General features: G+C 53.5%; 13 protein-coding genes. 11 read left to right on the top strand and 2 right to left on the bottom strand.

Translation table 11 applies throughout. The features are described from left to right. Positions 1–35 precede the first annotated feature (35 nt). Both PTZ19_RS22655 and PTZ19_RS22650 read right to left on the bottom strand, forming a co-directional pair. Positions 36–2393: an MMPL family transporter gene (locus tag PTZ19_RS22655; RefSeq protein WP_276357916.1), complete on the bottom strand. Its 2358-nt coding sequence runs from the start codon at positions 2391–2393 to the stop codon at positions 36–38. Positions 2394–2430: 37 nt separating this feature from the next. Continuing rightward, a complete protein-coding gene (locus PTZ19_RS22650; protein ID WP_276357915.1) occupies positions 2431–3090 on the bottom strand; it encodes a TetR/AcrR family transcriptional regulator in 660 nt (219 codons plus the stop codon). 456 nt (positions 3091–3546) lie between these two features. Between PTZ19_RS22650 and PTZ19_RS22645 the strand changes: the two genes are divergently transcribed. The 11 genes from PTZ19_RS22645 to PTZ19_RS22595 all read left to right on the top strand — a co-directional run. Then, entirely contained in the window at positions 3547–4611 is a 1065-nt protein-coding gene (locus PTZ19_RS22645) for a hypothetical protein (protein WP_276357914.1), read from the top strand. A 227-nt stretch (positions 4612–4838) separates the two neighbouring features. After that, a complete protein-coding gene (locus PTZ19_RS22640) occupies positions 4839–5180 on the top strand; it encodes a hypothetical protein (protein WP_276357913.1) in 342 nt (113 codons plus the stop codon). 52 nt (positions 5181–5232) lie between these two features. Beyond that, entirely contained in the window at positions 5233–6171 is a 939-nt protein-coding gene (locus tag PTZ19_RS22635) for an MBL fold metallo-hydrolase (protein WP_276357912.1), read from the top strand. A 159-nt stretch (positions 6172–6330) separates the two neighbouring features. After that, a complete protein-coding gene (locus tag PTZ19_RS22630) occupies positions 6331–7032 on the top strand; it encodes a response regulator transcription factor (protein WP_276357911.1) in 702 nt (233 codons plus the stop codon). Beyond that, positions 7029–7991 (top strand): sensor histidine kinase, encoded by a 963-nt coding sequence (locus tag PTZ19_RS22625; RefSeq protein ID WP_276357910.1) that lies wholly within the window; start codon positions 7029–7031, stop codon positions 7989–7991. Before PTZ19_RS22630 ends, PTZ19_RS22625 begins: the two co-directional genes overlap by 4 nt. A gap of 79 nt (positions 7992–8070) precedes the next feature. Beyond that, positions 8071–9006 carry an ABC transporter ATP-binding protein gene (locus PTZ19_RS22620; RefSeq protein WP_276357909.1) on the top strand — a complete coding sequence of 312 codons (936 nt, stop codon included), beginning with the start codon at positions 8071–8073 and terminating at the stop codon, positions 9004–9006. Beyond that, positions 8990–9670, top strand: coding sequence for an ABC transporter permease (locus PTZ19_RS22615; protein ID WP_276357908.1), 681 nt, complete (start codon positions 8990–8992; stop codon positions 9668–9670). The genes PTZ19_RS22620 and PTZ19_RS22615 overlap by 17 nt, the downstream gene beginning before the upstream one ends. A 198-nt stretch (positions 9671–9868) precedes the next feature. Continuing rightward, positions 9869–10684 (top strand): hypothetical protein, encoded by an 816-nt coding sequence (locus PTZ19_RS22610; RefSeq protein ID WP_276357907.1) that lies wholly within the window; start codon positions 9869–9871, stop codon positions 10682–10684. A gap of 10 nt (positions 10685–10694) precedes the next feature. Then, complete coding sequence (locus PTZ19_RS22605) at positions 10695–12377, top strand: VWA domain-containing protein (RefSeq protein ID WP_276357906.1); 1683 nt, start codon at positions 10695–10697, stop codon at positions 12375–12377. A gap of 20 nt (positions 12378–12397) precedes the next feature. Further along, positions 12398–13537, top strand: a complete 1140-nt coding sequence (locus tag PTZ19_RS22600; protein WP_276357905.1) for a toxic anion resistance protein — start codon at positions 12398–12400, stop codon at positions 13535–13537. A gap of 296 nt (positions 13538–13833) precedes the next feature. Next, on the top strand, positions 13834–14169 hold a 336-nt coding region (locus PTZ19_RS22595; RefSeq protein WP_422615034.1), incomplete at its 3' end, for a DMP19 family protein.

Here is a 14169-nt window from a genome sequence, read left to right as displayed (position 1 = left end):
CCCTTTGGGCAATCGAGTCGAGTGGGCCATGTGGATCAGACTTTCGCGGAATCGATTGGCTTCTCCGCTGCATCGTTATGGGCGTTCAACGCGGCGAGCAGCTTGTCGCCTTCGACGTCCAGGTTCGGCAACAACCGGTCCAACCATTTCGGCAGCTTCCACGCAAGGTCGCCGAAAATTTTCATCACGGCAGGCACCAGGGCCATTCGGACGAGGAACGCGTCGATCAGAATGCCTAACGCCAGCGCAAAGCCGATCTGTTTGATCATGATATCCTCCGCGAAAATAAAGCCGGCGAAGACGGATACCATGATCACGGCCGCGGCCACGACGACGCGGCTGGCTTGTTCGTATCCGCGCACGACGCTCTCCGTCCCTTTATGTCCGTGCACGTAAGCTTCCCGCATGGAGCTGACCAGGAACACCTGGTAATCCATCGCCAGCCCGTAGAGGATGCCGGTGACCATAATCGGCATAAAGCTGAGCAACGGACCGCCGGTATCGAAGCCGAACAGGGAATGGAGCCATCCCCATTGGAACACGGCCGTGGCGATGCCGAACGTGGCGAGCACGCTGAGCAGGAATCCGATCGTGGCCTTGATCGGCACGATGATCGAACGGAACACGAGCAGCAAAATGATCAGCGAGAGAATGACGATCGTGGCGACGTATAACGGAAATACCTCCGCCAGCTTGGACGACATGTCGATGTTAATCGCCGTAAACCCGGTGACGCCGATCTCGGCATCGTATTTCCGGGCGATCGGAGAATCCGTTACGCGGAGATGCTGGACGAGTTGTTTGGTTTCGGCGTCCGTCGGTCCCGTCTTCGGGATCAGGCTGAATATCGCCATATCGCCGGTTTTGCTGGCGCCTGCGGCGGTCGCCAGCAAGACGTTGTCCTGCTGCTGCAGGTCCAACACGATCCCGTTTATCCATTCCGGCGTTACATGAGCCGAGTCCCCTTTCGGTTCGGCGACCAAAAGCAGCGGACCGTTGAAGCCTTCCCCGAAGCCGTCCGAAATCGCGTCGTAGCTCTGTCTGGCCGCCGTATCCAAATTCGCCGTAGCGCCGGAAGGAATGGCCAGCTCCATCTTGGCGACGGGAATCGCGGCCGCACCCAAGACAACGACGATGCCGACCACGACGAGCCAGCGGAACTTCACGACCCCTTTGACCCACCGGGCAGCCACGCCGTGGCGGGGTTCCGATCCGTGAGCGCTGCTGTTGGCCCTTGCTTTGGCCGAGCAAATGCGCTCGCCGACCAGGCCAAGCAAGGCTGGAAGCAACGTTAGGGCGATAAGCACGTTGACGAAGACGGCCGCCGCCGCGATCAGCGCCATCGTGGACAGGAAGGCGATCCCGATCACGAGCATGCCGCACAAAGCGATGATGACCGTAAGTCCCGCGAACAAGACCGCGCTGCCGGCCGTGCCGATCGCCCTGCTAGCCGCTTCGCGCGCGGATAGTCCTTGATCCAGAATCATGCGGCGCTGGCGATTCACGATGAAGAGGGCGTAGTCGATGCCTACGGCCAGACCGATCATCAGCGCCAACACCGGCGTAATATCGGTCATCGAGATGAAGGCCGAGATCGCGTAGGCGCCGCCTACGCTGACGCCTACGCCGAGAAGGGCGATCAGGAGCGGCAAGCCCGCGGCGACCACGGAGCCGAGCGTCAGGAAAAGCACGACGGCGGCGACGAGCAGGCCGATGCCTTCGGTCGATCCGATCGCGGGTTTACCGGCCAGCGAATCGCTCGGCAAGGCCTGGATGCCGGAGCTCTCGACGGCCTTCACGGCCTCGATGACGGTATCCGGCACGGATTCGGGCAGCGACATTTGCGGCACGGTAAATTGGAATTGGAACAAGGCGACGCTGCCGTCCGCGGCGATCATGACGCCGGGCACCGGAACGCCGCTAACGACCAGGGGGCCGAACGGGGCGGACGCTCCGGCAGCGGCTTGCGCGTCCCCCGCGCCTGAGGCGCTCTGGGCGCCTTGGGCGGATGCGGCGCCGGACTGCTGGGCGTCCCCTTGGACGGCGCCGGCTTCCGCGTACGCTTCGGCAGGATTGATTACGTATTCAAGGCTGTATACGTCGTTAACGGCTTTGGCGATCGCGGCTATCCGCTCGGGCGTATCCAAACGCTCGCCGGCAGGCGCCTTGAATACGACGCTGGCTTGTCCGCCGGAAGCTTCCGGAAGCTTCTCCGCGAGCTGATCCAACACTTTCTGCGATTCCGTGCCCTCGATTTTCATTTCGGAACTGACTTGGATGCCGTTCGCGCCTAGCATGGCGAGGACGACGCCGAGAATCGCGATCCAAGCGGCGATGAAATACCACGGTTTGCCGTAAGCGGTTTTTCCGAGTTTGTACAAAAATAAAGACATGACACTTCTCCTTCATGTGGGGCCGTGCGGAAAACCGCTAGAAGCCGTTTTTTAATAAACCGAACATCGTTTCCAAATATTCTTCGAACGTCTTCGCCCCGGGGGCTTCCGCAGCCGGCTGGCCCGGCAGCAACACGTTCAGGGTGCCGTCCAGCAAAGGCAGCAGCGCGCCGAAAACCGCGCCCGTGAGCAGGTGGGGGTATCCTTCCGGGTAACGTCCCCTGGAGAAGCCGCTCAGCACTTGCTGGGCTTCGTTCTGAAGCAGCCGGTGAATGCTGAGGATATACGGCGTCAACGTCGGATAACGTTTGGACATGGTCACGAGCCCGCGCATTTTCATGAGCAGTTCGGCGGTCAGCCGCATCTTCGTCAGCTGGCGCAGCAAGTCCAACGGAGGCGTGTCTTCCGGCAGACGGGCCAGCAAGTCCTCGGCTTCCTCATAGCCGTGGAAGGTCACGGCCGCCGCGACCACCGCTTCTTCTTTACAAGAGAAATGGTTGGCGAACGTCCTTCGGGCATAACCCGCGCGCTGCACGACATCTTCGACGACAAAGCCGTCCAGCCCGCGTTCCATCGCCAGTTCGTAAGCCGCTTCGGCCAGTGCGTTCGCCGTCGCGGCTTTTTTGCGATCGCGCAATCCCCGCGCATTCATGAGCTCTTGCAGATTCGAGCACCATCCTTTCTTGGCAACACTCATCTTAATTATTGCCCAATGGGCAACGATGCTCAATGGGCAAGGTTTTACGATTTTGTGTCACTTGTAATATCTATTTTCTAGCAAATGCAACGAAAAACGGCTTTCGCGTGTCTACTCATGTAACACCATGAATGGAACGCTCGGAAATGAAAATTAACGAGCGAAAGTAGTGGAATGACGAACTTACCTGCCGTATTGGTTTAAGTAACCGCATTCAAAAATGGGAAAAGGAGAGGTTCAAATGAAAAGTGCCGCGGAATTTATCGCAGGGATCTTCACGCCGTCGCTTTTCTGCTCCTGTTCGCAATCAGCGGTAATTCCTTTGCAAGCCAGGATCCATCTCTCGATCATGCAAACTTGCTCAAGAAGGATGACGTATTAAGAATCGTCCAAACCAACCTGGACGGATACATGAAAACGGACCTTCAGACACATGACAGGAAGATCAACGCCTCTATGGATTTCCTTCCCTTGTACGACATGGATGACCATCTCTTCGCGTATATGGTTCCTCTTCTCGAACAGGGCAGGGAGATCGGATACATCACCGTAGGCGCGATTGATGACGGTTATGCCACCTACGAAATAAACATTCAAGATCAAGCCGTCAGCAACGTGAAAGAACAATTGAAGAATAGAACCGGCAATTCGATCGGCAAAGGCGAGGTGGTCTACCTTCCGCCGTTCGACTATCTCATCAAAGTTTCCGACCAGGGACAGGCTCGTTATTATGACCTGGGCAACCATTCGCAGGAAGTCACGGAGAAAGTGAATCAGAAGAAACAAAAAATCAACGAAGACTTCAAACGGATCCGAAAAGAAGAAAACCGAAAACATATCCAAAACTTACTGTCGAACGACGTAATGATCGCAACGGTCACGAAAGAAGACGTGGCTTTGACGGTCGAGCGCGATTATGGCATGTTCGTTCCGGTCGAATACTCCACCAACGCATACAGTTATGGCGGAGATCAAGGCTGGTACGACACCTCGACAAAGCAGGATCGGGGATGCGGTCCGGTTGCCGCCGCCAATATCACCAACTATCTGGCCAAGATCAAAGATCCGACGAAGTACGGAAAACTGTATGTCGGGAATACGAACTCGAAAACCGATTTCGTCAAGCATATGGATAAGCTCTATTCTTATATCGATCCCGGCCTGTTCGGCGAAATATCCGGCCCGGATTTCACTTCGGATGTCGAAAGGTACGCGAAAGACAATGGAGTTGCCTTGAAAGGCGTTACCAACTCCGCCTCGTTTACGCTGGATAATGTCGCGAACTATATTAAAGCCGGACTGAGCATCAATTCTCCCGTCGCCACGCTGAATACCAAGAAATGGTCCGACTATGAATACGAGTGGCACTGGATGACGATCACCAAGTATTACCGTGACGTGAATGACAACCGTTGGATCGCCGTTTCCACCTGGGGACAAAGACGCAGTATCGATTACCGCGTACACTTCGACGCCATGGCGAACGGTTGGATCATGGGCGGAGTCATGTATTTCCAATAAATTTTTATGTAAAATAAAAGGATAGTGCTATGGCTTCCCCATAGTACTATCCTTTTCCATGGATGGAGAGGTGCTGAATGAAAATAGGGATATCGGTCATCATGTTGGCCTTTGTCTTGTCTCTTACCGGATGTATGACCCATCGATCCTTGTCATCGGAACAATTAAACGCCTTTAAGAAAGCCATCCGTTCGGAGTATGATGATATTAAAAAAATAAAAGTTCAAATGGCGCCCACCCAGATCGAGTTTCATTATTACCTGAACCGAGAATCGGATAGGGAAGCGGATCGAGCGATTTTCGAGAGAACGAAGGAGCTCGTGTTATCCGCGGACTTTCGGAAAACCGTCATTGAAGAGGCCTATTTCAAGCATTATTCCAAAGACGACCGGCGGTATCCGGACATCCATATTCGTTTTTTCGGGGATTCCAAAGACAAGGTCGATTACGAATATACTTCCTCCTATTACGGGCCGGGAGTTGAAGGTGCGGAGACTCGGCCGATCGACGGGTACAAGACATGGTACTATAACGATTTTAAGTCCATGAGCGTTCCCCTATCCCCATAACAGACCGTTTCCAAATCCCGATATCCGTTTGAAGGAGCAGAAAAGCGACCCTATGGCGAAAAAGTTCGTAAATGCAGACGGCTCATCCAATCTCAGATCGTTCGCGGAAATGCGGCAATGGCAGAAGGAGCGCCGGGCGAAGAAGAAGGATTTGTCTTATACCGTACCGCGTGTAGAGCCGGATCCGGCGTTCTTGTCCGGCAACCGGGAAAAGCCGACCGTGACGTTTATCGGACACTCGACGTTTCTCGTACAGCTCGGCGGGCTTAACATCGTGACGGATCCGGTATGGGCAGCAAGGATGGGATTCTCTTCGCGGCTGACGCCGCCGGGCCTTCCCATTCAATCACTGCCGCCGATCGACGTTGTCGTATTGTCCCATGCCCATTACGACCATCTCCATTTAGGCAGCCTTCGCCGCCTTCCGGGCGATTTTCTCGCCCTCGTGCCGGACGGACTTGCCGGTTGGTTCCGCCGCAAAGGGTTCCGCCGTGTCCAGGAGCTTTCCTGGTGGTCCGAGACGCAAGTTGAAGACGTCACGTTCGGCTTCGTACCGGCCAAGCATTGGACGCGAAGGACGCCTTGGGATACGAATACGTCCCATTGGGGCGGCTGGGTCATGCGCCATAAGGAAGATTGCCTGTATTTTGCCGGCGACAGCGGCTATGACGGCATCTTTCGCGAAATCAGCGCGAAGTACGGAGACATCCGCGTTGCCCTGATCCCGATCGGAGCGTATGAGCCGGAGTGGTTCATGGGGAGCTCGCATATGACGCCGGAAGAGGCGGTGCAGACATTCGAGGACGTGGGAGCGAGCGTATTCGTGCCGATGCATTACGATGCCTTCCGGCTTGCCGACGATACGCCGAAGGAAGCGTTGGACCGGCTGCTTGCCGAATGGGCGCGGCGCGGATTGCCGCGGGAGAAGCTGTGGACGATGGAACTCGGTCGAACGAAGTCGTGGTCGGAAGACGATATCGGAAACGAATAAAACCGTGACAAGTCCGCGTGAAAACGCGGCTTTTTTCATTTATGGTTGTTCGCTCTTACCTCATAATTGGTAAATTACGGCAGTTAAATTATGATATAATATCGCTTGTTGGCAACATTGGCAAATGCAGGTTTACTTTTATATTCTAGGCGGTGCAAGATGGCGGAAACCATACTGCTGGTCGAAGATGACCGGAGCTTAAGCGAGATCGTGGCCGGGCATTTGACGATGGAAGGATACCAAGTCGCAACGGCTTTCGACGGGGGAGAAGCGAGCAGACTGTTCGCCCAACACGCATTCGATTTGATCATTCTCGACCTGATGCTGCCGGTTGCGGGAGGAATGGAGATTCTGCAGCAAATCCGAACGAAGAGCTGGGTTCCCGTCCTGATCGTGTCGGCGAAGGACGGCGACGTGGACAAGGCGCTGGGGCTCGGATTCGGGGCAGACGACTATCTCGCCAAACCGTTCTCCCTGATCGAATTGACCGCGCGGGTCAAAGCGGCGATCCGCCGCTCCAAGTTGACTTCGCAGTCGGCGCAAGCCCATGAGCCCGCGATCATCCGCGTGTTCGACTTGGTCATCGATACGGATAACTTTACGGTGACGAAGAACGGCAAGGACATCAAGCTGACCGCGACGGAATTCCGGATCTTGAAGCTGTTCGCCGCGAATCCGAAACGGGTGTACACGAAGGGGCAAATCTACGAATCGATCTGGAACGAAGCCTACTACGGAGACGAGAACGTCATCAACGTCCACATGCGCCGGCTCCGGGAAAAAATCGAAGACGATCCTTCCGCGCCCCGGTATATCAAAACGTTGTGGGGGATCGGCTATAAACTGGGAGAGCCCGGATGATCGCATACGTATTATGCGGGCTGCTCCTGTTGTCGTTATTCGTCCATTTTGCGCAATACCGGATCACGGCGAGACGAAATGCCGGCCTTCGCTATATCAACGAGAAGCTAAACGGCATCCAGTCGGAGAAGACGAACGAACGTCTGTTGCTCGTTACGGCCGATCCGGAGCTGCGGGACATGCTGATCGGCATCAACCGGTTTCTTGCCTTCAACCATGAATCGGCCGCCGACAGCGCGCGGATCAAGCAGTCGATGCGTAAAATGCTGACGAACGTGGCCCACGATCTGAGGACGCCGCTGGCGGTCGTCATCGGGTATATCGAGACGATCCAATATAACCGGAACTTGTCCGATGAGGAGAAGGACGAATTGCTGGCCAAAGCCAAATCGAAAGCGGTGGAAGTTTCCGCGCTCATGGGCAGGCTGTTCGATCTGGCGAAGCTCGAATCCGGCGACTGGCCGTTGGAACGAAGAAACGTGCATCTGAACGAAGTTTGCCGGAATACCGTGCTCGGGTATTACGACGTTTGGACGGACAAAGGATTGGAAGTGTCGATCGACATTCCGGAAGCCCCCATCTACGTCAAGGTAGACGAAGAAGCGCTGCGTCGCATTTTGGACAATCTGATTTCCAACGCCGTCCGGTACGGAGCCGAAGGGAACGCGATCGGCATGACGGTGCGTCAGGACGAGGACCATGCGTATATCGAGGTTTGGGACCGGGGCAGGGGCATCGGCGAGACGGAACGGGAACGCATTTTCGAACGGTTGTACATGCTGGACGATTCCCGGAGCGCGGCCGCCGTTGGGAGCGGTCTGGGCCTGACCATCGCCAAGCGGCTGACGGAACAGATGGACGGCAGGATCCAAGTGGACAGCAAACCGTATGAACGAACGACGTTTACCGTGCGTTTCCCGAAACTGAACGTTCGGCTGCCGTTATCGGAATCGAAGTAAGATTTTCGTAAGAAACGAGACAGAAAAGAGAGAGAATCCCCGGATACAATGAAATCAAGGAACAGGAAGGGGATGGAAAATGACGCACATTCTGCGCACGTACCAGTTGACGAAGAGCTACCGCGGGAAAGAAGCCGTGTCGAACGTTAGCATGAACATCCGGAAGGGAGAAATTTACGGATTCGTCGGTCCGAACGGCGCGGGCAAGACGACGGTCATGAAAATGCTGACCAACCTCATCAAGCCGACGAGCGGCGAGATCGAGATTTTGGGCGAGAGGTTGACGCCGACTTCGTATGAAGTGCTGAAGCGAATGGGGAGCATCATCGAAAACCCGATCTTCTACGACAGACTGACCGCGCGGGAGAACCTCGAGCTGCATTGCGAGTACATGGGGTTCTATAACCGCAATGCCATCCGCGAGGCGTTGGAGCTGGTAAATCTAAAGAACGTCGAACGCAAGCCGGTGAAACATTTCTCGCTCGGCATGAAGCAGAGGCTGGGCATCGCGAGAGCCATCGCCACGAAACCGGAGCTGCTGATCCTGGATGAGCCGATCAACGGACTCGATCCTGTCGGCATCCGCGAGCTGCGGGACCTGTTCGTCATGCTGAGTACGCAGTACGGCATCACGATGCTCATCTCCAGCCATATCTTGGGGGAGATGGAACAGATCGCGAACACGATCGGCGTCATCCAGGGCGGGAAGCTGGTGGAAGAAGTGTCCATGGAAGCGATCCGCGGAAGGCAGACCGAATACTTGGAGCTGACGACCCGGGACCTGACGAAGGCGGCCTTCATTCTGGAGAAGGGCCTGAATATCCGCAACTTCCGGATCCTCGAAGACAGCGGCCTTATTCGAATCTACGAGCGGAAATTGCCGCAAAGCGACATCGCGAAAGCATTGATCGTGGGCGGCGTATCCGTCGAGTCCTTCAATAAGAAGAGCCATACGCTCGAAGACTATTTCCTGAAATTGATCCAGGGAGGCGAAGCCCGTGAAGCATCTCGTTAAATTGGAGTTGAAAAAGCACAGTTTGCGCGGCGCCTTATATACGTTCGTAATCGCCAGCCTAGCGATTTTCGGGTTCGTGCTGATGGTCGGCAATACGGACGGAGAAGAGGCATTCACGGGTTATGCCAATGCATTCTCCGTTATCGAGTTTCTGACCAATGCGACCTACGTCGTCTTCGCGTCCGTGCTGCTGTCGAGGTTCGTGGTGGAAGAGTATCGCAGCAACACGATCACGATCCTGTTCACGTACCCGATCAACCGGAAAAAGCTGATGTTGGCCAAATTGCTCATCGTTTGCGCGGTGACGTTCGTTCTGATCGTATTGACGAACGTGCTGGTCTCGGCTGGCTTCTATTGGTACAACGAGCAATGGCCGATCTTTACGGATGAGCTGACGAACGAACTTGTCGCGAGCCAAGCGCTGCGGCTCGTCGTCCATGCCGCTGCCAACACGGGGTTGGCGCTGATCCCGCTGTACTTCGGAATGCGCAAAAAGTCCGTGCCGGCCACCATCGTGTCGTCCATCATCATCGCCGTTCTGCTCAATGCCGGCAATAACGGGTCGACGTTAGGCTCCATCATCGCGGTGCCCGTCGCGCTCGGCGTCATCGGGATCCTGGTCGCCTATTTCACGATTCGCCGAGTGGAGCATGTGGATGTTTGAAATGACCGTGATCGCTATATGGAAAACCATGCAGGCGTCGCCATCCGGGCGGCGTCTGTATCATTTTATCTCGCATGATGATTGACGGGTATCGTTTGCCGATTCCATACATACAGCAATAAATGATACGACCTTTTCAGGAAATGAACGAAATCGGAAGGAGGCTTGGCCAATGTTGTCGAATAAAGGGAATAGGCCATGCCTTTTCCAAAGAAAAATGTACCATTTTGGCTGAATCTACGTATTACGAGTGAGGGCACCAGGGAGGGCTATGAATTGACGACTGCGAAATGGATGAAGCTTCTCTCACTGATCATTGGCGCAGCCATATTCAATATTATCATCCTCTCGCCGGGGTTCGTGGGAATCACGATCGGCGAGAACGCATTATCGACCGCGATCGGCGTCACCTTGCTACTCGCCAGCGCCCTTGCCGTCATTTACGGGTGCAACATGATCTTAATGAGAAAACCGGTCCACATCCAAGCGAAATTGCCTCAGTCCTACGACGAATATCCCGAGGCGCTTAGGCGTTTCAGAAGAATCGTAGGGGTGGAAGACGACATCGCCTTAATTCTCGAGCAGATCGAACGAATCCGCAAGAAGAAGGAAACTTTATTTAACGTGCTGAATCAAAGGTTCGCGCCCGAGGAAATGAGCCATAAGAAATTCGCTTCCGTAACGGAAGAGGTTGAAAAGCTGTTTTACCTCAACATCAGAAGTCTTTTGAACCGATTGTCCGTCGTCGACGAGAGAGATTTCGAACGCGCGATGGCACGCAGAAAAACCCGCTTATCCCCAGACGTACTCCAGGAAAGAGCGACGTTGTACAACGACTTTCTGGCTTTCCTCAAAAACTGCGTCGACACGAATGAGGAAATTTTGCTGAAGTTGGATAAGTTGTTGGTCGAAATCTCCAACCTGGACAGCCTGAGCCCGGGAGATATCGAGAATATGCCGGGCATGCAGGAAATCGATTTGTTGATCAAACAAACCAAACTTTATAAACAATAGAGGTGTTTCGATGAATAAGAAATTTCTCTTCGTTTCCGCCGTTTTGCTCGTCGTTGTGTTCGCCCTGGTCTACTTCGGGGTCAACGCAACCTCGAACTGGGGGAAATCGAAAGACCAGGTCACGGCCGAGGACGCGGGGAAGAAGCTGAACAAACTGTATGCGAAAATCGCTCCCTTAAGCGCGGATCCGATTAAAGGACAGATCGACCTGGATCCCGTCAACGTAGCGGATACGCTGCCGGACATCTCCAAGTTCCCGATCACGGTAGAGAACACGACGGACAATTTCGTGGAAATTTTCTCCTCGACCGAGAAATCCGGATCCGGCGTGGACGGGTGGCTAACGGAAACGGCGACCGCGTTTAACAACGCCAACATCGTCGTCAACGGGAAACCGGCATCCGTGAAAATCCGCAACATCGCATCGGGAACCGCAACGGATTATATCAAATCGAAAAAGTACGTTCCGGACGCGTTTACCCCTTCCAATGAACTTTGGGGCGAAATGGTCAAAGCGAGCGGCGTCAAAACGGAACTGATCGCGAAGAGACTTGTAGGCAACGTTCCGGGCATCGTCATTTCCAAGTCGAAACATGACACCCTGGTTCAGAAGTACGGATCGGTGAACGTGAAGACCGTCACCGAGGCGATTTCGAACAACGAATTCTCGATGGGCTATACGGATCCTTTCGCCAGTTCAACCGGCTTGAACTTTCTCGTTACGGCGCTCTATACGTTCGATCCTGCGAATCCGTTAGGAGAACAAGCGGTCCAAGGGTTCGAGCAATTCCAAGCCAACGTTCCTTTTATCGCTTCGACCACGATCCAAATGCGCGACGCGGCGACTTCCGGCCGGCTGGACGGGTTCGTTCTGGAGTATCAAACATTTATCAACGCGGCGGAGCTGAAGAACGATTACGTCTTCACGCCTTTCGGATTCCGGCATGACAGCCCTCTGTACGCGTTAGGCGATCTGCCGAAAGAAAAACTGGACGTCATCAAGAAGTTCGCAGAGTTCGTCCAACAGGAAAAGTACCAAACGGCCGCGAAAGACAAAGGCTTCAACAATTTGGAAAACTACAAGCAAGAACTGGAGCCCGTTGACGGCAGCACGCTGATCTCCGCGCAGAAAATATGGAAAGAGAAGAAGAACGGAGATAAAAGCATCGCGGCGGTGTTCGTCGCCGACGTATCAGGCAGCATGGATGGCGAACCGCTAATGAAGTTAAAAGAATCGTTAATCAAAGGTCAAAAATATCTCGGCAAAGACAATAGCATCGGACTCGTCTCTTACTCGGATCAGGTCACGATTCATCTGCCCATCGGAAAATTCGACGCCAATCAACAGTCCATGTTCGTCGGTGCCGTGGAAAGCCTGGAGGCCAGCGGAGGCACGGCTACGTTTAACGGGATCGTCGCAGCAATCAAGATGCTGGAAGACGAAATGGCGAAGAACCCTCAGGTCAAACCCCTGATTTTCGTGCTTAGCGACGGCGAGACGAACCGGGGATACACGCTCCAAGACATTCGCGGACTGATCGAGAACTATCGCATTCCTATCTACACCATCGGCTACAACGCCAATATCGAGGCGCTGAAGAGCATATCGAGCATCAACGAAGCGGCGAGCATCAATGCGGACACCGACGACGTGGTCTACAAAATCGGCAGTCTGTTTAACGTTCAAATGTAAGAATAACGAGGAGGATGAAGATGTCATTTTCAATGGAAGTCGTAGACCCGCAAGAAATCAAGAAAGCCATCGAGCAAGAGGTGAAGCCCGTTCCGGAAGAAGTGGCCAAACTGCAAGAACTGGCCGACTCCAACGTAGCCGCGATCATGGATCTTGATCTGGAGTCGCTGGAGAAGCGGAAAGAAATCTTGAATTCCATCGAAAGCTTCGGCATGCAGACGATGAAACAGTCGTCCAACAAGAACGCCTTACTCCAAGTGTCGGTCGGCAATCTCTCCAAAACCGGAGATGACGGCGGGCAGGTGGCCAAGGGGCTCGCCGAGTTGCATACGCAATTGAAAGATTTGGATCCCAGCATGATCGATTTCGCGAAAACAGGGTTCCTCGGCAAACTGTTCAATCCGCTGCGCGCTTATTTTCTCAAATTCCAAAAGGCAGACGCCGTCATCGCGGATATCGTGGAGTCCCTGGACAAAGGGAAGACCACATTGAAGAACGATAACACCACGCTCGAAATCGAGCAGCAGTCGCTTCGGGATTTGACCAAGAAGCTGCAGAAGGAAATCCAGCTCGGCATGCTGATGGACGCCTCCATCGAAGCGCAAGTCGAAGCGGCGAAGCAACGTAACGAGGACCCGGACAAAATCAAATTCATCACGGACGAAGTATTGTTCCCGCTGCGCCAAAGGGTGATGGACCTGCAGCAAATGCTGGTCGTCAACCAGCAAGGGATCATGGCGATCGAAGTCGTCATCCGGAACAACAAGGAACTGATTCGCGGCGTGGACCGGGCGAAGAACGTGACGATATCGGCATTGAAAATCTCCGTTACCGTCGCGAGCGCCCTGTACAATCAGAAGATCGTCCTGAAGAAAATCGAACTGCTGAACCAAACGACGAACGAATTGATCGCCGGAACCTCCCGCATGTTAAAGGAGCAAGGCGCCGCGATCCAGAAGCAGGCTTTCGAATCCAGCCTGTCCGTCGACACCTTGAAGCAAGCCTTCGCGGACGTTCTCTCCGCGCTAGAATCCATCAGCACTTATAAACAAGAAGCCTTGCCCAAAATGCGCGAAACGATCGATCAATTCCGCGTGCTGGCCGAGGACGGAGAGAAGCAGATTCAGCGGCTGGAAAAGGGGCATCAGTTGGGGTTGTGAGATGTTGGTTGGAGGATGAAGTTCTTGAAGTGCCCTTTCGTGGGGCACTTCTTTTTTTTGCTCATGTAAACGGCGATCGCCTACGCCGAAATCAGTTTGAATCTGTGAGCATGTGCGCGGAAGAGGAAAAATTAGGATATTTGTCGAATTCGTAATAAATAGCAGGTTGGAGGTTAAAGCGAATGGTCTTCGAAATATAAATTCTGGAATCTTGTAACATGAACAGTGTTCGTAGAATAGGAGTTAGATGAAACCACGCGAAAGAGTTTTATTGTCGTATTTCAGGGAGGGTTTGAATGAATAATATTCGACTTATCGTGCAGAATTTGTTGCCGAATAATGAGTTTTTATTTAGTCTTTCAGCAAGTGAAATAGTAGAGCATATATGTGTAGGTGTTTACGAAGAAGAAACACATGTACTTAGGGATAAAGTGATTCTTTCCAGTATTCCACAATTGATTAGAGATTGCGTATTACTTATTGATTTTGATACTGAAATTAATATGAATGGTATTTTTGGATATTTAGAAAACTCAACTGGATATTTCATTGAGGAGACAATTGAGGTTCTGGAGAGAATAGGGGCCGTAAGTGACGCTATAGCCCTAAATAATATAAAGAGGATATTAGTT

The sequence above is a fragment of the Cohnella caldifontis genome (assembly GCF_029360585.1).
In the GTDB taxonomy this organism is placed as follows: Bacteria; Bacillota; Bacilli; order Paenibacillales; family Paenibacillaceae; genus Cohnella; species Cohnella caldifontis.
This window is presented reverse-complemented; position numbering and strand designations above follow the sequence as displayed.